The sequence below is a fragment of the Ancylobacter defluvii genome (assembly GCF_018390605.1).
In the GTDB taxonomy this organism is placed as follows: Bacteria; Pseudomonadota; Alphaproteobacteria; order Rhizobiales; family Xanthobacteraceae; genus Ancylobacter; species Ancylobacter defluvii.
Genome location: NZ_JAHBGD010000027.1, coordinates 42,999 through 61,814, shown reverse-complemented (window position 1 = coordinate 61,814; position 18,816 = coordinate 42,999). Strand labels below are relative to the sequence as shown.

Here is an 18,816-nt window from a genome sequence, read left to right as displayed (position 1 = left end):
GGGACTGACGCCGTCCTCATGCCACTCATGCATCCTCCTGCGGCTGCGGGACGATTAAGCCCAGCCGGCGCGCCTGGTCCAGCAATGACTTCACCGAGGAGGCGGCCCATTGTCGCCCGCCACGCGGCGTGCGCTCCCGCATCCGCTCGAGCTGGGCGGCGATGTCGCGCAGGCTGAGATCCGGGTCGGCGATGGCGATGCCGGCGACGAGGGTCATCAGCCGGTCCTCCGGCGGCCGCCGTGGCGAGCGCTGGAGCAACTCGGCTTCCGCTATTCTCTCGCTCACCAGCCGGTGCACGGCGCGCCGCAGCTTCTCGATGGTCCAACTCTGGCCGCGATAGTTCAGCACCCGCACGACGTCGTCCCAGCTGTGCTGCGGCCGCATCCGTCTTACGATCGGCAGCCAGGTCGAGGCCGAGGCGATCAGGTCGCCGACATAGACCCGTTGGCGCGCCGCCGCTGCGGCGCGGATGGCTTCCGGCCGGCGCTCGCGCAGGCCAGGGTTGCCGGCCAGCTTGCCGCGGGCCTTGGCCGCCTTCATGCCGGCCTTGGTGCGCTCGGCGATCAGGGCGCGCTCGAGCTGGGCAACGGCGCCGAGCACCTGCAGCGAGAACATGCCCTGCGGCGTCGAGGTGTCGATCGGGTCGCGCAGCGAGCGGAAATGCGCCTTGCGCTCCTCGAGATCCTCGATCACCGCGAGGAGGTGGCTGACCGAGCGGGCGAGGCGATCGAGGCGCACGACCACCAGGACATCGCCGGCGCCAAGCTCGCGCATCAGCCTGGCCAGCACCGGCCGGGCCCGCGAGGCGCCGGAGCCGTGCTCCTGATGGATGATCTGGCAGCCGGCCGCGCGCAGCTCGTCGACCTGCGCATCGGTCGCCTGTTCCTCGGTCGAGACGCGGGCATAGCCGATCAGGCGGCGGATCGGCCGGGGAGGGGAGGCGTAAGGTGAGGCCATAGGCTTTCCGGCGACGATTCATGCCTATTGTACACTCTCGACAGATGTCAAGAAACGGTCCTTTGCAGGCGCGTTTTATCGGCCGCCTCAGAGAGTCATAGAGGCCGATCTGGCGTATTGGATGAGCCAAGGATGGAGAGATCCAGAATCGCCGCCTATGGGGCTCTGAGGCGATTTTCGCCATTTTCAGAGCGTTCTCGGTCCAAAGGGCAGCGGAAACGGCGTTCGCGGCTCGTCGACGCCGCCGGCGAGCCGTCATACCGGGCAGGCGAGGGTGAAAGTCCGCCGATCTGGACGGAGCATCCGCCGAACTAGGATGAGGAATCCGCTCAATCGGGATGAGGAAGACGTCGAAATCCAGCGCTTTCGGCCTATCCCGCCGTCTCGGCCGAGCAATATCAGGCTTCTCCAGCTGCCTCGGTATAACGACCGATAATGCAACATTATCGGTCGTCCTCATTCCCAGACATGGCGTGCGGTTAATGCGCTTTTTACTGGATATAAGCGCACCACGCGAGTAGGCTTCCACCATGGATGTTGCGCTGATTCCGCCTCCTCCGGGGCCCTTTACTGTCCCGGCCGTGCCGGGCTGGGCGATCCCGCGTGGGTCGGTGGCGGACTTGGCTGAGGCTGCCTTCCTGGCCGGCGCGGCATTGAATTCCCTCGACAATCTGGTGCGAGCGAACCCGCCCTGGGCCGGCGCGTGGCGCGCACGGCTGGCGCTCTGCTGCGCCGCCGCAGCGGCGCGCTACGCTGGCCGGGCGGAGGACGAAGCCGCCCTGCGCGATGCCTGGATGCTGCGTCCCGCCGATGGCGATCCCGGCCCCGCCGGCCGGCTGTTGGCTGCCTGGCGGCGCCTCGCCGAGCGCTCCCCAGGTGCCGATGTGACGAGCCTTCAATCGACCTGCGGACTGCTCGGCATCGGCTGGAGCCCGGAACTGGCCGCTCTTCCAGAAGAGATCGATCGCGAGCTCGGGGCCGCTCGTCCGGCGCCACTGGCTGCGGCGGCGATCCTTCGCGCCATCGACGCCGCGGCGCCGGGCGCCGGGCTGCTCGGCTGGTGGCTGGCCGAGCAGGTGCTGGCGCTGCGGCTGCGCTGGCCGCTGCCGGTGCCGTTGCTGATGGGCGAGGCACAGAGCTCCGCCTTCCGTGGCCCCGGCCGGGGAGGGCGGCTGCGCCCCGCCGACGACGGCTTCGACGCCGCGGTCTGCCTCGCTGTGGCGCAGGCCTCGGCGCGGGTCCTGCGTTGTGCCGCCGAGATCGCGCCGCGTGCCGGCCGGCTGCAGGCGGTCGCCCCAAAACTGCGGGCCAAGGGGGCAGGGGAGGCGATCGCCCGACTGCTCGACGACGACGCGGTACCGGGCACGCTGACCACGCCAAAGCTGTCGCGCTGGGGCGCGCGGCGGCTGTTCGAACGGCTCGAGACGCTGGGAGCGGTGCGCGAGCTCACCGGCCGCTCCAGCTTCAAGCTCTACGGCCTTTGAGATGGGGCGGCGCACGAAAACCCCGGTGAGCTTCGACGCCGAGCTCGGGCATCTGCCGGCCGCGCTGCGCTGGCGTGAATGGATGGGTCGGGTCGAGGCGGTGATCTTCGCCTCACCGGAGCCGGTGACGCGGGAGGTGCTGGCCCGGGTGGTCGGCCGCGACTGCAGCCTCGACCTGTTGATCGACGACATCCGCGCCGAGCTGCGCGGCCGGCCCTACGAGTTAGTGGCGGTCGCCGGCGGCTGGCAGCACCGCACTCGTAAGAGCTTTGCCGAGGCGATCCAGGTGGCCACCGGGCTCGGCACGGACGATCCCAAGCCGCTGTCGCCCTCCGAGGCGCTGGTGCTGCTGTGTGTGGGGTATTTCCAGCCGATCACCCGCGGCGAACTCAGCGCCTTCTTCGGCAAGGAGATCAGCCGCGACACCATCGGCCATCTGCGGCGGCTGGGCTTCATCGCCGCCGGGCCGCGGTCGCCGCAGCCCGGCGCGCCCTACACCTATGTGACGACCAAGGAATTCCTGTCTCATTACGGGTTCGACACCCTGCGCGACCTGCCGGACATGGAGGCGCTCGAGGATGCCGGCCTGCTCAGCAAGGACAGTCTGCTGGCGGGGGATATCCCGCTCGGGCTCATGGGCGGGGACGGAGGCGATGAGGATCCGGACGAGGAGGTCGACGCCGACGACATGATTTGACCGCCCGCCTCACGCCGGGATCTGGTGCTGTCCGTCGTCGTTATGACCAGTTTCGCAAAAAGAGTCATAGCTCGTCCAACAGGTCATTCTGTGTTCTGACCATGTGGCAGAAATGGTCAGAACACGATGAAGCTCCTCGATCACAGCTACCGCCTTCGGGCCATGAGCGAGGACACGCGCGAAAGGCTTCTAGTTGCCTTGACGGCCGCCGTTCGCGCGCTCGGTGCCGATCCGGTGAGCTATCATCTGCCAGCGTGATACCGCGCCGATGTTCGGGCTCTCGGGCTTTGCGAAGCCCGCTCTCAGGCGAGGAGTGCACCGGCTCGTGCCGGTGCCCCTAAGTTCATGCGGCTTTCAGCGCCTTCTGGTTGGCGACCTGATCAGCGAGCTTCGACAGGATCTCGTCGGTCATGGTCTCTTCCTTCAGCGTCGCGTCGAGCAACTGCACCGCCTCCTTCATGCCAAGCACCTGCGCCCAGCGCTTCAGCGTGCCGTAGCGGCTGATCTCGTAGTGCTCGACCGCCTGCGCGGCTGCGGCGAGGCCGGCATCGAGCGCGGGCTGGCCCTTGAACTCCTCGAGGATCTCCTCGCCTTCCTCGATGATGCCGTCGATCGCCGGGCAGGTCTTGCCCTGGGCGCGTTTGCCGATGAGGTCGAACACCTGCTGCAGGCGTTCGATATGGCCTTCAGTCTCGCCGCGGTGTTTCTCGAAGGCGGCCTTGACCTCCGGCGACTGCGCGCCGCGCGCCATCTTCGGCAACGCTTTCAGGATCTTGCGCTCGGCGTAGTAGATGTCCTTGAGGGTCTCGTGAAAGAGGGTGTCGAGGGTCTTCTCAGCCATGTCCGTCTCCATCGGGATGTCCCCCCAAGCCCGAGCGAAGAACAATGACGGAGGCGCTTCGTTCCGCCTCGGGTTCGGGATTTATGGACCGAACTGCCCGGGCAGCTCCGCTGCCCGCAGGACGCTGATCTGCTCGGCGAAGCGGCTTCGATAGATCGCCAGAGCGGCGTCATGGGCCTGGTCGGAGGAAGAACAGACCGCATCCTCCACCACGACGATGCGGTAGCCCCGGTCGAGGGCGTCCATTGCCGTCGCCAGCACGCACATATCGGTTTCGGCGCCGGTGACCACCAGCGTGTCGACGCCATGGCCGTTGAGGATCGGCGCGAGTCCAGGGGCGGAGAAGGCCGAGAAGCGACGCTTGTCTACGATGTACGCGGGCGGGCAGAAGCCTTTCAGCTCGTCGATGAGGCCGATCTCGCCGGGATCGAGCCGTTCCAGCGTGAGGTGCGACCAGCGTCGGTAGTAGTGCCGCCAAGTGCCGATCTCGGCCTCCGGATCGGCGGCGGGAATGAAGCGGGTGAAGACGGTGCGCGTGGCGAACAACTCCGCCACCGCCACCACCTCGGGCAGCACCCGCGCCATCCACGGCGTCGGCCAGGGCCCATCCGGCGAGAACAGCCGCTGCATGTCGAGGCACAGGTGAAAGGCGGTTTCGACCCGCACCGGGCGATCATGCATACCCATCGCGGCGACGTGCTGCTAGCTGCGCAGCCGGCGGCCGGCGTCGCCGCTCATCGTGCCGACCGGGTCGCCCGCTGGCGATGTCTTTCCGCGGTGCGCCGGAGGCACCTCAAGCGTGCGATGTATGGTGTCGATTTCGCTCATTGGCTCGTTCTCGCCGGCCATCGCCACATTGGGGTCGACATCCAGGGCAGGCTCGGGTCGATGAGGGAGCTGCATCCCGCCCTGGTCGGCCAAAGTGGGGAAATCGCCGGCATTGGCTAGCGCATCGATAGGCTCGACCGGCGGCGCCTCGGCGGCATCGACCGGCCTGAAGGTATCGGGGCGTTCTTCCATCGCCACGAGCTCCTTGGCCTGGAACCAGTGTTCCTCTGCCCGCCCTTCGCGACATCCCTCCTCCTCCCAGAGGCGGTGCGCGCTCGCCAATGAGGTGTTCTCGCTCGTCCATCGTGCCCTCCTATTTCGTTCGGGAAAGAACGCATGGGCGGGTAGGAACGTTCCGGCTGGAACGCGTCGGATGCGCCAACGTTTAGGTCGGCGTGCGGAGGCGCTTTCATCGATCATGGCTGAGAAGACTACCATCGGGCGCCTGGCGCGCCGTTTCAATCTGCGGATTATCTCTCCCGCCGAGCTCACCATCCGCCGTAGGCTCCGCGGACGCGGCTTCAGTTATGAGACCGGGGATGGCAAGCCGGTGAAGGAAGTGCAGCTCATCGCACGGCTGAAGCGCCTGTCGGTGCCTCCGGCGTACCGGAATGTACGCTTTGCCGCTGATCCGCGCGCCCATCTGCAGGCGGTCGGCGAGGACGCCGCCGGGCGCCTGCAATACCGCTATCACCCAGACTGGACGCTGATACGCGAGAGGTTGAAGGCGCTCCGCCTCTCCAGCCTCGCGCAGGCGCTGCCGGCGGTCCTGCGTTCTGTGCGCCAGGAGCTGCGGCGGCCCGGTTGCGATAGACGTTTTGCGTTCGCCGCCGTTGTGCAACTCGTCGCTCTTACATCTATACGCGCCGGTAGCGACGAATATGCCGAAGAGCACGGCACACGGGGCGCCACCACGTTGCTCAAGTCGCATGTGCGGATCGATGGCGAGGAAGTGACCATCGCCTTCACCGGAAAAGGCGGTAAGGACATCCGCAAGCAGGTTCGCAACGCGGATTTGGCCGGAGCCCTGACCCGGCTGAAGGCGATCCCCGGGCCGCGCCTGTTCCAGCATCGCGATGCCAACAGCGCCGTGCATGCCGTGCGGGCGAACGAGGTGAACGCCTTCCTGAAGACGGTCAGCGGCCAGTCCATCTCGCTGAAGGACTTCCGTACGCTAACCGCTTCACTCGGCGTGCTCGACGAACTCGCCCGGCTGGAACCGGAGACGAGCCAGCGCGGGAGGCGGCGGCAGATACGTGAGGCCATCGCACCACTGGCGGATGAACTCGCCAATACGCTCACCGTCTGCCGGACCAGCTATGTTCATGACAGTGTGATCGCCGCCTTCGAGAGCGGCAAACTTGGCAAGGTTGGTCAACCGCCGCGATCCGCCACTGCCCGCGCGCAACTGCTGGCCCGTCTTCTGAGCAGCAATGCTTGCCACCCTTCCAGGCCCGCCCCGCCAATCCCGACCGGCCACGTCAAGGTGCCAACAGGTTCTTCAAAGGCAGCTACTGCGCGTTTTCGCCGTGGATTGGCACGAGCTTCTCATACTCAGCAGTAAGAGCGGCAATCTCTTCGACGGTGAACGGCCACTCGCCAATGACGACCACGCCTTCGCGGGCTTCATTAGCAACAACTGGCCAATAGCGGTCCACCATCGCCGGGATTTCATCGGCATCGGCTCCGGCCGCTGCGAGGTCGAGAGCGCAGATACGACGGGCTGCTTGTTCGAGCGCTTTCATGCATCGAGCCTACCAAAGTACTGTTTGTCTTTCAGCACATTTGTCGGCAACTCGTAAAAGGAACCGGATCAGACCGAACACGAGAATATAAGCCTTGTCGCGATAAGACCGACAACTGATGCGGCCTCGGCGCCGTTCTCGGTGGAGCGGACATTCTTCGGCTGCAGCGGCTGTTACGGGAAGCATCCAAGACGCATCTGGATATTTGCGTCCTTCCGTTGATAGGCTTTGCGCAGAACGCCGGGCCGAGGAAACATCGTTTCTGCGTCTAGGGATCGCCCGCATAGAAGTGGGCGACCGCGTCGATGGCGTCGTCCGGCAGGCGCCCGGCGATCTTCTGCATCACGTGGGCATATCCAGTTCCGCCGCGGTGGCCCTGCTTGAACAAACGAAGCTGCCCGGCGAGGTAGCCAGCGTCCTGGCCAGCGAGGCGGGGATAGCCCGGATTGCGCCGGCTGGAGGCGCCATGACAGCTCTCGCAGGCGGGCACGTCGGCCTCGGGCAGGCCGCGTAGCGCGATCCGCGCGCCTCGCGACATATCATCGTGCCGAACCGTCTCGCTCACGCCGGCCTGGGCAGCGTAATGTCGGGCCATGCGCTCGAGATCGCCATCGGAGAGCCCGTCCACGGCGAACTGCATGAAGCCGCTCGGGCGTGTTGCGTTGTTAAAGGCGCGCAGCGTGGCGAGGAGATAGGCTTCGCTCTGGCCGCCAATGACCGGAAAGGCGCCGTCCTTCGAGGCGCCGTCCATCCCGTGGCAGCGGGCACAGCCTTCCAGCACGGGGTCCTCCGGTACGGTCGGCCCAAAGGCGATACCGCGATAGCGCTCCGGCGGCATCTGCGACAGCGCATGCAGGAAGGCGACCATTGCCAAGACCTCATCGTCGCGCTGCAGCGCAAGCCAGGACGGCATGCCGGTATATTTGACGCCGTGCCGGACGATGTGCGCCAGTTCGCGCGGCCGCCACTTCCGCGCGGCGTCTTCAAGACCGGGCGGCATGGGCGTCATGTGCGCGGCGAGCCTTGGTTGGTCATGCAGCGGCGAGCCATGGCAGAAGGCGCAGCTCGTCTCGAAATGCCCGGCAGCGCGGCGGATGCGATCCTCGGTGTCGAGGTCGGTGGGTGGTTTCGGCTCGAACAGGGCATAGGTGCGAACGGAATTCTGCATCGCCCAGTGCAGCGCCCAGGAGGTGATGCGCCAGTGGCCAGAGCTCGCGCCGATATTGATGATGCCGGACCAGGCGACCAGCAGTCCGAGCGCGGCGATGCCGGCGAGGGCGGTGAGGGCGCGGCGTGGCGTGACGCGGAAGACTGGCCTCATGGCGTTGCTTCCCCCCGTGAAGAGGGATCGGCCAGCACAACGCGTGCCATCAGCACCAGCCCGCCGGCGAGATAGGCCAGCCCGCCGGCCAACAGCATGATCACGCCGCCGAATTGCTGGTCGGCGACGGTCGCGGCCAGGTCGCCGCCATGGGCGTGGCCGTAGAGTGGCCGACCGGCGAAGGCGATGAGCGCCCCCAGCAGCGTCATGTGCATGGAGGTGGTGAGCAGGCCCAGCGTACCGAGAAGAGCACCCGCCACCGTGCCGCCGGACGCGCGGCCGAGGCAGGAAAGCCAGAGCATGAGGCCGGCGAGCAGGAAGCTGCCCTGTTCTGCCACGAGGCGCCAACCTCCCGAACGCGCGGCCCCATGCAGCGCCGGCATGTGCCAGCTCCAGACGATGGCGAATTCCAGCATCGCCGCGAGGAGCGGGCTGCACAGCAGGGGGACGCTGGCCGAAGGATCGAGGCGGGTGCCTGCGAGGCCAACGGCGATCAGCGGCGCGGCCAGCGCCACGACGCTCATATGCATCGTCATATGCGCGCTGAAGGAATGCGCTGCCATGGCAGGCAACGGTCCGCCCCATATGAGAGCCAGCATGAGCAGGCCAGTGACTACTGCCGCCGCCTTCATCGCATGCACTCCGCGATGAACAGCGCGGGCATCGCGCCAAAGATCACCGCGACGGCACTGAGTGCGCAAAGCAGCATCGTTGCGAGGCCGAGGAAATGCTGCTGGTCCTCGTCGGTTGGCGTATCGTGCGGGGGCATGTCCGAGCCGAAGCCCCAGTGCCGGTGCGCCTGCATCCCGGCGACGACAATGAACACCAGCGCAAGGATGGTCGCCGCGGCGATGGCCAGGCGCAATTCGTCGAGCGCCTCCGGCGCCTTGGCGCAGATGATGGCGCCCGCGACGTAGCAGAACAGGAAATGCAGCGCCCACACGGTCGGCGGCGCCAGCAGCGTCCAGAGGTTCGGCGTCTCGCTGCGGAAGAGCATCATCGCCTCCTCACGTCGCGAGTGGGGCGAGGGCGAGCACCACGAGGGTGGTCGCCATGGTGAGGGCCGCGAAGTGCCAGTAGAGCACAACATTGCGCAGGTCGATGTCGTGCTCGCGGCTGAGCCGCCCGGCGAGGCTTCCCGCCAGGCAATATCCCAGCATCAGCATGCCCACCGCGAGGTGCAGCGCGGTCCAGATGGCGACCACCCACACGATGGCGGGATAGACATGGGCGGTGGGATGGAGCCCCGCCCGCCATGGCGCGAGCAGTAAGAGGGCGCCGCCGGCCAGCGCGAGCAGGGTAGAGGCCGTGAGCGCGATGCGCACCATGTCCGGGTACCCGGCGCTATTCGCGCGGCGCGCGCCCAGCACGGCGAGCCAGGCGAGCAGAGTGGCGGCGCTGCCGGCCAGCATGAGCGGACCATCCGGCGGCGCCATGCCGGCAGGTGGGAAGGCGTTCTGGATGGTCCAGTAGTAGAAATAGGCGAAGATCAGGCTGAGGAAGGCGGTGCCGTCGCCGACCATGGTGATGAACATGGCCCACCAGCCGACCGAGGCAGAGCCGGAGGCATAGAGCGGCAGGGTAACGCCCATGCCGGCGTCCTTCGATGGTCGGCTGGGGATCACCGCGGTGGCGGTCCACAGCCAGACCATGATGACGCCAATGCCGATGACGCCGGAGACGATAGCGGCGATCCACCAGTGGAAGGTCGAGGCGATGAAGCTGCCGCCGATGAACCCGGCCGCCAGCAGAGGAAGGAAGCTGTCACCCGGCACGCGCAGCACCTGCTGCGGCGTGGCGTCGAGCACGTCGGTGATCAGCGTCTCGCGCTTGCCCTCCGGCGCGCCGGGCAGGAAGAAGCGTCCTGCGCCGATGTCGCGCATCAGGTTCTTCTGATCCCAGAGCGGGTAGCGGCTGGAGACAGGTGGCACGGAACGGATGCCCCACGGCTCGGACGGGTCGCCGGCAACCCATTCCAGCGTCCCGGCGTTCCACGGGTTCTGCGGCGCGCGCGGCTTTCCGGGACGCAGCACGTCGAAGACTAGCAGGCCGATGCCCGCCGCCATGGTGAAGGCCCCGGCCGTCGAGACGAGGTTCAGCCCGTCCCAGCCGAGCCCTTCCGGATAGGTGAAGACCCGGCGTGGCATGCCGCGCAGCCCGGTGATGTGCATCGGCAGGAAGGCGATGTTGAATCCACAGAACATCAGCCAGAACGACCAGCGCCCCAGCCTGTCCGATAACATCCGGCCAATGATGAAGGGATAGAAATAGTGGACGCCGGCGACGAGCGGGAAGAACATGCCGCCGATCAGCGTGTAGTGCAGGTGTGCGACGACGAAGTAACTGTCATGCGCCTGCCAGTCGAAGGGGGCGAGCGCCACCATGACGCCCGTCAGCCCGCCGAATACGAAGATGGCGAGCGCCCCGGTCGCGAATAGCATGGGAATGGCGAAGATCACCCGCCCGGCCAGCAGCGTCGCCACGAAGACGAAGATCTGCACGCCCGTCGGGATCGCCACCGCCTCCGAGGCCGCCGAGAAGAAGCCGATGGAGAGCGCCGGCAGCCCGATGGTGAACATGTGGTGGGCCCACAGCCCGAAGCTGAGGAAGCCGGTACCGACCGCCGCCAGCACGATCCAGCCATAGCCGAGGATCGGGCGCCGCGCGAAGGTCGGCACGATCATCGCCAAGAGGGCGATGGAGGGCAGGAAGATGATGTAGACCTCGGGATGACCGAAGATCCAGAACAGGTGCTGCCACAGCACCGGGTCGCCACCGCGCGCGACATCGAAGAACGGCCAGTCGAACAGCCGCTGCATCTCGAACAGGATATCGCCGGCAATGAGCGGGGGGAAGGCGAAGAGGATCATCCCGCCGACCACCAGCACATACCAGCAATAGAGCGGCATGAGGTTTATGCGCATGCCGGGCGGACGGCATTTCAGCACGCCGACGATCAGCTCTACCGCGGCGGCGATGGAGGCAACCTCGATGAAGGACAGGCCGAGCAGCCAGATGTCGGCGCCGATGCCGGTCTGGGTCGTGTCGGTGGCGAGCGGGGGATACATGAACCAGCCGCTGTCGGGGGCGGCATCGAAGAAGATCGAGCCGCCGACGAATACCCCGCCGATGAGGAAACACCAGAAGCCGAAAGCCGAGAGGCGCGGGAAAGGCAGGTCGCGTGCCGCCAGCATCTGCGGCAGGACGAGGATCGCCACCGCCTCGAAGATCGGCACGGCGAAAAGGAACATCATCATCGTGCCGTGCAGCGTGTAGAGCTGGTTGTAGGTGCCGGCCGAGACGAGATCGTTGTTCGGTACGGCGAGCTGCATGCGCATGATGAGCGCGAGTACGCCGGCAAACAGAAAGAAGACGAAGGCCGTACATGTATACCAGAGGCCGACGATCTGGTTGTTGACATTGGCGGCGTAGCGCCAGCCGGAGGAGTAGGCCCAGACACGTCGCAGTTCGGCCTCCTCGCGGCGGCCGCGTTCGGTGTCGGTTTCCTCGCGCGGGGTCATTCGAGACTCCCCAGATAGGCCGCGATCGCGCCGAGCTCCGCCGGTGGCAAAGCGCCGAAGGACGGCATGCGCACGCCGGGCTTCAGCGTCTCCGTCTCGGCGATGAAGCGGCGCCGATTGTCCGGCGTGTTGGGCAGGATGCCGGCACCGATGGATTGGCGGTCAGCAAAATGAGTGAGGTCGGGCCCGATGCTACCCGTTGCCTGCGTGCCGCGGACGGTGTGGCAGCCGCCGCAGCCATTTGCGAGAAAGGCGCCGTTGTCGGCTTTGCTCAAAGCGGGCGCGGCCTCGCGCGCGAGCCACGCCTCGAAGGCGGCGGGCTCCATCACCACGACGGGAAAAGCCATGAAGGCGTGGGAGCGGCCGCAGAACTCGGCGCAGACGCCGCGATAGATGCCGGTCCGTTCGGGATGCAGCACCAGCCGGTTGGTGCGGCCGGGGATCATGTCCATCTTGCCGGCGAGGGAGGGAATCCAGAAAGAATGGATGACGTCGACGCTATCGAGTGTGATCTCGGCGGCGCGCCCGGCGGGGAGCCGCAGCTCATTGGCGCTCTCGACCTTTGAGCCGTCTGGCGCCGCATAGGTGACGCGCCACCAATATTGCTCGCCCGACATGGTGATGCGCAGCTCGGGCTCGCCGGCGCGCAGCATCGGCATCAGCCTCAGGCCGAAGACAAGCAGCGCGGCTAGCACGATGGTGGGAATCACCGCCCCGCCATAGAGCACGATGCGTAGTCCGGCCCGCTCACTGAGCGGTTGCTTCTGCCATTTTCCGCCGAACATGGCGGCGCCGATCACCACGAGCCAGATGATGGCGGCACCGACGAGCATCACCCAGAACAGCAGTGCGACTTCCGAGGCCTCGCGCCCCGCCGGATCGAGCGCCGATTGCGGCCCGCTGCATGCGCCAAGCAGCACGCCGCAGCCCGCTCCTGCAATACCTCGGATTCGCTGATGCCGTCCCGGCCGCGCTCCCACGCCCTCCGCCTGTTCAGGTCAGGGATGTCCAGGGCGAACCGGAGCCTGGATCCTCCACGCCCAGCGTGCTTTCATCAGCGCGGGAGGCCGGAACCAGGATCACCACCTCATGGCCGTCGCGTATGGCGTTGGACGCCGCCGCAACCGCCGCCTCGAAGGCGGCTTCCTTGCTGGCGTAGGACATGCTGGTGTGGTCGCTCTGCTCGACATGCCAATCCGCCTCGCTGCCGCGAATGCGATAAATGTCCTGCCGGGACCGGGGTGCCGTCTGCATCGATTCTACCTCCCGTTAGGGAATTGAACGGCCGGAGCCCGGATGTGTTCCGGCCTCCAAAGTACTTTCCTGGGCGGCTAGAGCATTGGCCCGCCGCCGGTGACGGCGATGGTGGCGCCGGAGACGTAGCTCGACAGCGGATCGGCCAGCATCACATAGGCGGTGGCGAGTTCGGCCGGCTGTCCCGGACGCCCCATCGGCACCTGCTCGCCGAAATGCGCCACCCTCTCCGCCGGCATGGTGGAGGGGATCAGCGGCGTCCAGATCGGGCCCGGCGCCACGGCATTGGCGCGGATGCCCCTCTTCGCCAGTAGTTGCGCCAGCCCGGCGGTGAAGTTCTGGATCGCGCCCTTGGTGGTGGCGTAGGCGAGAAGCGACGGGTTCGGCTTGTCGGAATTGATCGAGGCCGTGTTGATGATGGCGCTGCCCGGCTTCATGTAGGCGACCGCCGCCTTGGTCAGGTAGAACATGGCGTGGATGTTCACCCGGAAGGTGAGGTTCCACTCCTCGTCGCTGATGTCCTCGATATCCTCGAAGCTAGCCTGGTGCGCCGCGTTGTTGACCAGTATGTCGAGGCCGCCGAGCTCCTTGACCGCCGTCTCGACGATGGCCCGGCAATGGGCGGCATTCTGCACGTCGCCGGCCAGGAGGACGGCGCGCCGGCCGGCCTCACGCACCAGGCTCGCGGTCTCCTCGGCGTCGTCATGCTCGTCGAGATAGGCAATGAGCACATCCGCGCCCTCGCGGGCATAGGCGAGAGCGACGGCACGGCCGATACCGCTGTCCGCACCGGTGATGATCGTCCTTTTTCCGGTGAGCCGGCCGGAGCCCTTGTAGCTTTCCTCGCCATGGTCGGGACGCGGCGACATGGCGTCGGTGTGTCCCGGCATCGGCTGCTGCTGTTCGGGAAAGGGTGGCGTGGGGTGACGCTCGAGCATCGGCTGGACTCCTGTCGCTATTCGCTATGCGGATTTTCCGGTCAACGGACGGGCCGGGGGGATGGTTCCGCCGAGGACTGCGCGGAACCGGGAGGCGGCTAAGCGATTTATCCCAAGGGCTTGGGCAAGGAATGCCGTTCGCCCGGGAAGCTGCCAATGGACGTGTTCGACCCGCCGATTTCCTACCTGCGAGACAAGCCATGACGGTGCGCCGTGGCGACATACGCGTCGGCGTCTCCGGCTGGACCTACGCGCCCTGGAGGGGGAATTTTTACCCCAAGGGCCTCACGCAGAAGCGCGAACTCGGCTTTGCCGCGCAGCAATTTCCCGCGCTGGAGATCAACGGCACCTTCTACGGCCTGCAGCGCCCGGAGGTGTTCGCCCGCTGGGCAGCCGAGACGCCCGACGACTTCCTCTTCGCGGTGAAGGGTTCGCGCTTCATCACCCATACCAAGCGGCTGCGCGAGATCGAGATCCCGCTCGCCAATTTCCTTGCCTCGGGGGTGCTGCGGCTCGGGCCGAAGCTCGGCCCGCTGCTGTGGCAGTTCCCGCCGAGCTTCCGCTTCGATGCCGGGCTGATCCGCGACTTCCTTGCCCTGCTGCCGAAGGATACGCGCGCCGCCTCCCGCCTCGCCCGGCGGCACGATGTCCGTCTCGACGGGCGCGACGCGACCGGGACCGATGCGAAGCGGCCGCTGCGCCATGCCATGGAGATCCGCCACGACAGTTTTCGCGATCCCGCTTTCGTGGAACTGCTGCGCGAGCACGGCGTGGCGCTGGTCTGTGCCGACACGGTCGAGTGGCCGCGGCTGATGGATCTGACGGCGGACTTCGCCTATTGCCGCCTGCACGGCTCGACCGAACTCTACCGCTCGCGCTACGAGCCGGCGGCCCTGGACCTGTGGGCCAAGCGTGCAAAGGCCTGGGCCGAGGGACGGCCGATGAAGGACGGCGCGTTCGCCGGCGAGCCCGAGACCCGCGCGAAGCCACGCGATGTGTTCGTGTTCTTCGACAACACCGACAAGCTGCATGCGCCGGAAGATGCGGCGCAGCTGATGAAGCGGCTCCATGTCCATTGGCAGCCGGAAGCGGCGAGGGCGGCATGACCGCGCGCGATACAGCCGACGACGTTCGGGTCGAGGAGCGCACCTTTCCCACGCTCGACGCGCTCAACGCGGCGCTGGCGGCGGAGCCCCCGGTCGTGCCGGGTGGTACCCGCGCCGTGCCGGGCGAAGGGCCGGTCGGGGCCGCCATCGCTTTTGTCGGCGAGCAGCCGGGTCACCAGGAAGACCGGCAGCGCCGTCCCTTCGTCGGGCCGGCGGGCCGGCTGCTCGACCGGGCGCTGGCGGAGGCTGGCATCGCGCGCGAACGCGTCTATGTGACCAATGCTGTGAAGCAGTTCAAATTCGTCCAGCGCGGCAAGCGGCGCATCCACCAGAGGCCGACGGCGGGGGAGGTGTCGCATTCCCGTTGGTGGCTCGACCGTGAGCTCGGACTTGTCCATCCGCGTGTCGTCGTCGCGCTTGGCGCCACGGCGGGCCTTGCGCTGGCGGGGCGCCGGGTCACCGTGACCCGCGAGCGCGGGCCGCTCGCCCTGGCCAACCGGCGCGGCTATCTCACCGTGCATCCTTCCTACCTGCTGCGCCTGCCTGACGAGGCGGCCAAGCACGCGGCCTATGAGGCCTTCGTCGCCGACCTCAATGCCATTCGTGAGATGGCGGGCTAGCGCGCGCCGAGCACCATCTCGCGGATCCAGCCCAGCAGCACCGCCGAATAGGCTGCTCGGGTTTCCTTTTCGGAGAGGGCGTGATCGGCGCCCTGGATCACGCGATAGGTCATCGAGCGGGCCTGCCGGAAGGCGGCGACGTAGTTTGCCACCGTCATATGCGGCACGAGGTCGTCGAATTCGGATTCGATGGCCAGCACGTCGCCCTGGAAGCGGGCGCAGGCGGCGAGAGCACGGTTCTCCTCCGGGCTGACCTGGGAATTGCGGTAGTTCGTCAGGTCCAGCCGGTCGAGTTGCTCCTTGGCGAGCGACCAGTGCTCGTCGCGATAGAGCGCGGGCACGCGCAACGAGAGCCAGCGCACCGGGCGGTAGCTGGAGAGGATGGTGGCGAGATAGGCCCCGTAGCTCGAGCCGATCACCGCGATGGCGGAGCGGTCGACCATCGGATGGCCGACGAGCGCGTCATAGGCGGCAACGGCGTCGTGCAGGTTCTTGCGCGGCGTGACGCTCATCCGCATGGCTTCGGTGGCGGCGTGGCCGCGGAGGTCGAAGGTGAGGCAGACGCAGCCGAGAGCGGCGATCTCGCGGGCGCGCGTCAGGTCGCCCTGCTGGCTGCCGGTCCAGCCGTGGAGAAAGAGCACTCCCGGCACCCCGGTGCGCGGAACGGCGAAGGTGCCGTCGATATGGTCCTCGTCGACGGCGATGCAGATCGTCTCACAATGCACGGTGCCCGGCCTCGATTCTCGCAAATTTGATCAGCGGGCCGACCTCCGGATCATCGGCGTCAAAATAGACGATGCTGTCCTCGGGCGCCTCGTGCCGGGCGCCGTAGCGTTCGACGCAGCTCGCGCGCACGCAGACCAGGGCCGGGTCGGCATGGAACGCCTCGACGGCGGCGATCTCCGCGCCGGAGGCGCCTCCGATGCGCCAGGACTGCTCCAGCACGCCGAGGCGCGGATCGCCGCGCGCGTCGCGGCCGGCGATGACGTCGTAGTTGCGGCGCGAGGCGATGAGGCCCGGGAGGTGCCGCAAGGCGGCGCGGTCATAGGCTTGCGCATATTCCACCGCCTGCCGGACCGGCGCGTCCATCGGCCTCTCGAGCAACTCATCGAGGGCGCCGGGAAAGACGGTAAGGGTCGAGCCGCCATAGGCGGTCTGGCCGGCATTGTTGCGCGTGGTTTCCTGATGGCCGAAATAGGCGAACACCCTATTGCCGAAGCGCAGGCGGCCGATGCTGTAGACCGTGGCTTCGTTCAGATCTTCCTCGACCACAAGGCCGAGGCTCTGCAGTTCGTCGGCGTCCATTGCCTCGAGCGCGGCGTCGAGCGCGCCGACCTCGTCGAGGACCTGCTGGCCGTGCCCGCCATCGGCCCAGGCGGGCTTGAGGCGTATCGGCCCCATCGCCAGCAGCGCCCGTCCGGCCTGCGCCGCGCTTCGGCGGTCGAACACGGAAGCGCCGCGCAGCGTCATGCCGCGTACCGCCTCGCCGAAGGTTGGCGACCAGCCTTCCGGCCGCAGTGCGTCCGCGTCGACGAGGCCATGGGTGATCGCCTTGCCCGCCAGGACCGCGTAGGGGACAAGACCGCCGAACAGGTCTTCCTCGGACTGGATGCCTAGGCGGCCAGCGAGGCGGTCGCCGACCAGGGTCTCGGTCGGGACGGCATAACTCCCATGTGGCAGCGGCCCGGCCGGCGCCTCGATGAAATCGCTCCCGCGCAACCGGGCGATGCGGCGGGCGAGCGCGCGTACTCCTTCCTGCCGGTGGTTGCGGCCAGCGGGATCCGCCGGGAGGAAGACGACAGGCGTGGCGCGCCCGGGCGCGCTGGCGATGTCGGTATACTGGCGGTCCGCGGCTGATGCGTCCATGCGATGTCCCCGCTGAAGGTGGCGAAGGCACGTCCTCCGCTGGCAGGCAGGTCCCTCGCTAACCGCTCCCGGTCATCACTGGTTCCCTCGCGGCTTCCACCGGGTGCGCGGCAATGCGTTTGGAACGAGACCCAGCCCGACCCGCCGGGTGCGCCGCCGGTCACGCGCCAGACCGTGTTGCCGACATCGTCCGCCACCAGCAAGCCGAGCGCGACGCCGGCAGGCGAATGGACGGCCCGACCTCGGCCGGGCGCGAGGAACTGATCCGGCTCCGCCGGGAGAACCAGCGTCTGCGCCTGGAGCGCGATATCCTGTCAAAGGCGGCGGCCTGGTTCGCGCGGGAGAGCAAGGCAAAGGCGATACCAGTGGTCATTGGGGCGTTGTCACGTTAACTTCGGGCGGTCGCGAAGAGGTGCATTTGGCCTGGTGACAGGCTCAGGCAGTGACGCCAGCGACGGCTTTCCAGTGCGCCATAGCATTGAGGCGATAGAGGTGAGTGGCTAGGGCAGAGCGGCGGGACCGGGGTGGAACGAACAGATTGCGGAGGGCGGAGAAGACCACGACGAAGCGTTGAAGGCTCCCCGGTGATCGAAAACCCTGCATCGCCCGCTCGCGCTTTCGGAGTGGCAGGTGCGAGTTCTCGGCGCGGTTGTTGAGGCCCTTATGCGCGCGATGCTCGATCGCCGGCATGATCTGACGCCGGGCGGCGGCATAGGAGCCGAGCTTGTCGGTGATCATCCGCCGGGGCGCGCAGCCCTGCTTCTTCAAAAGACGCCTCAGCAAGCGCCGCGCTGCCTTGGTATCCCGTCGCGTCTGGACGATCTCATCGAGGATATAGCCGTTCTGGTCGACGGCACGCCACAGCCAGTGCTTCTTCCCGACAATGGTGACGACGACCTCGTCGAGATGCCAGATGTCGCGCGGACCCGATTTCTTCCGCCGGAGCCGGCGGGCGTAATCCCGCCCGAACTTCATCGCCCAGCGCCGCAGCGTCTCGTAGGAGGCGGCAATGCCACGTTCCAGCAGCATCTCCTCGACCAGGCGAAGGCTCAGGGGAAAGCGAAAATACAGCCACACCGCGTGGGCGATGATCGCCGGCGGGAATCGGTGGCGCTTGTAACTGATGGTCGGCGGGCTCATGCGCCCCCATCTACACGGCCTGCCGCAACGCCGAAGTTAATGTGACAACGCCCCTCGCCCGGCGTGAAGCGGCCGGCATAGACGACGGTGGTGCCGTGCTCGCCCTTGCGCACGCTGCCGCCGAGCCCGAGCGCCTGGCGGAAGGTGAGCCAGGTCTGGGTGCTGAAGCCGTGCTCGATGACGGCGTCCCAGAGAATGAGGATGTTGATGCCGGAGTATTTTCGCCCCGTGGTGGCGTTTCGCGGCATCGTCAGCGGGGCCGCGGCGGCGGCCCAGGGCTGGGCCCAGGGGACGCGGCCGGCCACCAATTCGACGATGATGCGGTCGGTGATGTCCTAGTAGAGTGACGCCCGGTTCGGGGCAGGGCGCCGGCGGGTGGCTGCATGGTCCATGGCGGGTCTCCGCGACAGGCCGGCCGCGAGCCACTCTCGCTGGTCCCTTGACCCGTCACGGCCGACCGGCCGCCCTCTCGCTCTCCTAGAGGGCCTGCCTCCCGC

19 protein-coding genes and 3 pseudogenes are annotated in these 18,816 nt (G+C 67.3%); 5 read left to right on the top strand and 17 right to left on the bottom strand.

Annotated features, from left to right (window positions below):
• Positions 1-25 precede the first annotated feature (25 nt).
• On the bottom strand, positions 26-958 hold the full coding sequence (locus KHC24_RS22555; protein ID WP_213366162.1) for a recombinase family protein: 933 nt from the start codon (positions 956-958) through the stop codon (positions 26-28).
• A gap of 530 nt (positions 959-1,488) precedes the next feature.
• Here KHC24_RS22555 and KHC24_RS22550 point away from each other — a divergent pair.
• Positions 1,489-2,442: a DUF1403 family protein gene (locus KHC24_RS22550; protein WP_213366159.1), complete on the top strand. Its 954-nt coding sequence runs from the start codon at positions 1,489-1,491 to the stop codon at positions 2,440-2,442.
• 1 nt (position 2,443) lies between these two features.
• The gene (gene scpB / locus KHC24_RS22545; RefSeq protein ID WP_213366155.1) at positions 2,444-3,139 is read left to right on the top strand and encodes an SMC-Scp complex subunit ScpB; all 696 of its coding nucleotides are present in this window, start codon (positions 2,444-2,446) and stop codon (positions 3,137-3,139) included.
• A gap of 343 nt (positions 3,140-3,482) precedes the next feature.
• Here scpB and KHC24_RS22540 read toward each other — a convergent pair whose 3' ends face one another.
• The 4 genes and pseudogenes from KHC24_RS22540 to KHC24_RS22525 form a co-directional block, all read right to left on the bottom strand.
• A complete protein-coding gene (locus KHC24_RS22540) occupies positions 3,483-3,980 on the bottom strand; it encodes a YciE/YciF ferroxidase family protein (RefSeq protein ID WP_213366152.1) in 498 nt (165 codons plus the stop codon).
• A gap of 81 nt (positions 3,981-4,061) precedes the next feature.
• Positions 4,062-4,667, bottom strand: a complete 606-nt coding sequence (locus tag KHC24_RS22535) for a cysteine hydrolase family protein (RefSeq protein WP_213366149.1) — start codon at positions 4,665-4,667, stop codon at positions 4,062-4,064.
• A gap of 15 nt (positions 4,668-4,682) precedes the next feature.
• Positions 4,683-5,000 (bottom strand): DUF2934 domain-containing protein, encoded by a 318-nt coding sequence (locus KHC24_RS22530; protein WP_213366588.1) that lies wholly within the window; start codon positions 4,998-5,000, stop codon positions 4,683-4,685.
• A gap of 12 nt (positions 5,001-5,012) precedes the next feature.
• Positions 5,013-5,228 (bottom strand): annotated as a pseudogene (locus KHC24_RS22525) (DUF2934 domain-containing protein); the annotation flags it as partial.
• Here KHC24_RS22525 and KHC24_RS22520 point away from each other — a divergent pair.
• Positions 5,227-6,372 carry a DNA topoisomerase IB gene (locus KHC24_RS22520; RefSeq protein ID WP_213366146.1) on the top strand — a complete coding sequence of 382 codons (1,146 nt, stop codon included), beginning with the start codon at positions 5,227-5,229 and terminating at the stop codon, positions 6,370-6,372. The pseudogene KHC24_RS22525 and the gene KHC24_RS22520 overlap by 2 nt on opposite strands.
• Here the strand turns inward: KHC24_RS22520 and KHC24_RS22515 are convergent.
• The 8 genes from KHC24_RS22515 to KHC24_RS22480 form a co-directional block, all read right to left on the bottom strand.
• Entirely contained in the window at positions 6,320-6,553 is a 234-nt protein-coding gene (locus KHC24_RS22515; protein WP_213366143.1) for a hypothetical protein, read from the bottom strand. The two genes, KHC24_RS22520 and KHC24_RS22515, sit on opposite strands and share 53 nt — an antisense overlap.
• Before the next feature lie 268 nt (positions 6,554-6,821).
• Entirely contained in the window at positions 6,822-7,874 is a 1,053-nt protein-coding gene (locus KHC24_RS22510; protein ID WP_213366141.1) for a c-type cytochrome, read from the bottom strand.
• Positions 7,871-8,473, bottom strand: a complete 603-nt coding sequence (locus KHC24_RS22505) for a cytochrome c oxidase assembly protein (RefSeq protein WP_246547577.1) — start codon at positions 8,471-8,473, stop codon at positions 7,871-7,873. Before KHC24_RS22505 ends, KHC24_RS22510 begins: the two co-directional genes overlap by 4 nt.
• Positions 8,474-8,502: 29 nt before the next feature.
• A complete protein-coding gene (locus tag KHC24_RS22500; protein ID WP_246547519.1) occupies positions 8,503-8,874 on the bottom strand; it encodes a hypothetical protein in 372 nt (123 codons plus the stop codon).
• Positions 8,875-8,881: 7 nt separating this feature from the next.
• Positions 8,882-11,395 (bottom strand): cbb3-type cytochrome c oxidase subunit I, encoded by a 2,514-nt coding sequence (locus KHC24_RS22495; protein ID WP_213366135.1) that lies wholly within the window; start codon positions 11,393-11,395, stop codon positions 8,882-8,884.
• Positions 11,392-12,315 (bottom strand): cytochrome c oxidase subunit II, encoded by a 924-nt coding sequence (coxB, locus tag KHC24_RS22490; RefSeq protein ID WP_213366131.1) that lies wholly within the window; start codon positions 12,313-12,315, stop codon positions 11,392-11,394. Before coxB ends, KHC24_RS22495 begins: the two co-directional genes overlap by 4 nt.
• Positions 12,316-12,388: 73 nt before the next feature.
• Complete coding sequence (locus tag KHC24_RS22485; protein ID WP_213366128.1) at positions 12,389-12,649, bottom strand: hypothetical protein; 261 nt, start codon at positions 12,647-12,649, stop codon at positions 12,389-12,391.
• A 77-nt stretch (positions 12,650-12,726) separates the two neighbouring features.
• Complete coding sequence (locus KHC24_RS22480; RefSeq protein WP_213366125.1) at positions 12,727-13,587, bottom strand: SDR family oxidoreductase; 861 nt, start codon at positions 13,585-13,587, stop codon at positions 12,727-12,729.
• Between the two features lie 200 nt (positions 13,588-13,787).
• On the opposite strand from KHC24_RS22480, the gene KHC24_RS22475 reads away from it, so the two are divergent.
• Positions 13,788-14,693 carry a DUF72 domain-containing protein gene (locus KHC24_RS22475; RefSeq protein WP_213366123.1) on the top strand — a complete coding sequence of 302 codons (906 nt, stop codon included), beginning with the start codon at positions 13,788-13,790 and terminating at the stop codon, positions 14,691-14,693.
• A gap of 50 nt (positions 14,694-14,743) precedes the next feature.
• A pseudogene (locus KHC24_RS22470) lies at positions 14,744-15,313 on the top strand (UdgX family uracil-DNA binding protein); the annotation flags it as partial.
• On the opposite strand, the gene KHC24_RS22465 reads toward KHC24_RS22470, so the two are convergent.
• The 4 genes and pseudogenes from KHC24_RS22465 to KHC24_RS22450 all read right to left on the bottom strand — a co-directional run.
• Positions 15,310-16,038, bottom strand: coding sequence for an alpha/beta hydrolase family protein (locus KHC24_RS22465; RefSeq protein ID WP_213366117.1), 729 nt, complete (start codon positions 16,036-16,038; stop codon positions 15,310-15,312). The pseudogene KHC24_RS22470 and the gene KHC24_RS22465 sit on opposite strands and share 4 nt — an antisense overlap.
• Positions 16,028-17,179 carry a DUF3182 family protein gene (locus KHC24_RS22460; RefSeq protein ID WP_213366114.1) on the bottom strand — a complete coding sequence of 384 codons (1,152 nt, stop codon included), beginning with the start codon at positions 17,177-17,179 and terminating at the stop codon, positions 16,028-16,030. The genes KHC24_RS22465 and KHC24_RS22460 overlap by 11 nt, the downstream gene beginning before the upstream one ends.
• A gap of 435 nt (positions 17,180-17,614) precedes the next feature.
• Positions 17,615-18,319, bottom strand: coding sequence for an IS6 family transposase (locus KHC24_RS22455; protein ID WP_213366111.1), 705 nt, complete (start codon positions 18,317-18,319; stop codon positions 17,615-17,617).
• A gap of 53 nt (positions 18,320-18,372) precedes the next feature.
• Positions 18,373-18,651 (bottom strand): annotated as a pseudogene (locus KHC24_RS22450) (ArdC-like ssDNA-binding domain-containing protein); the annotation flags it as partial.
• Between the last annotated feature and the right edge of the window lie 165 nt (positions 18,652-18,816).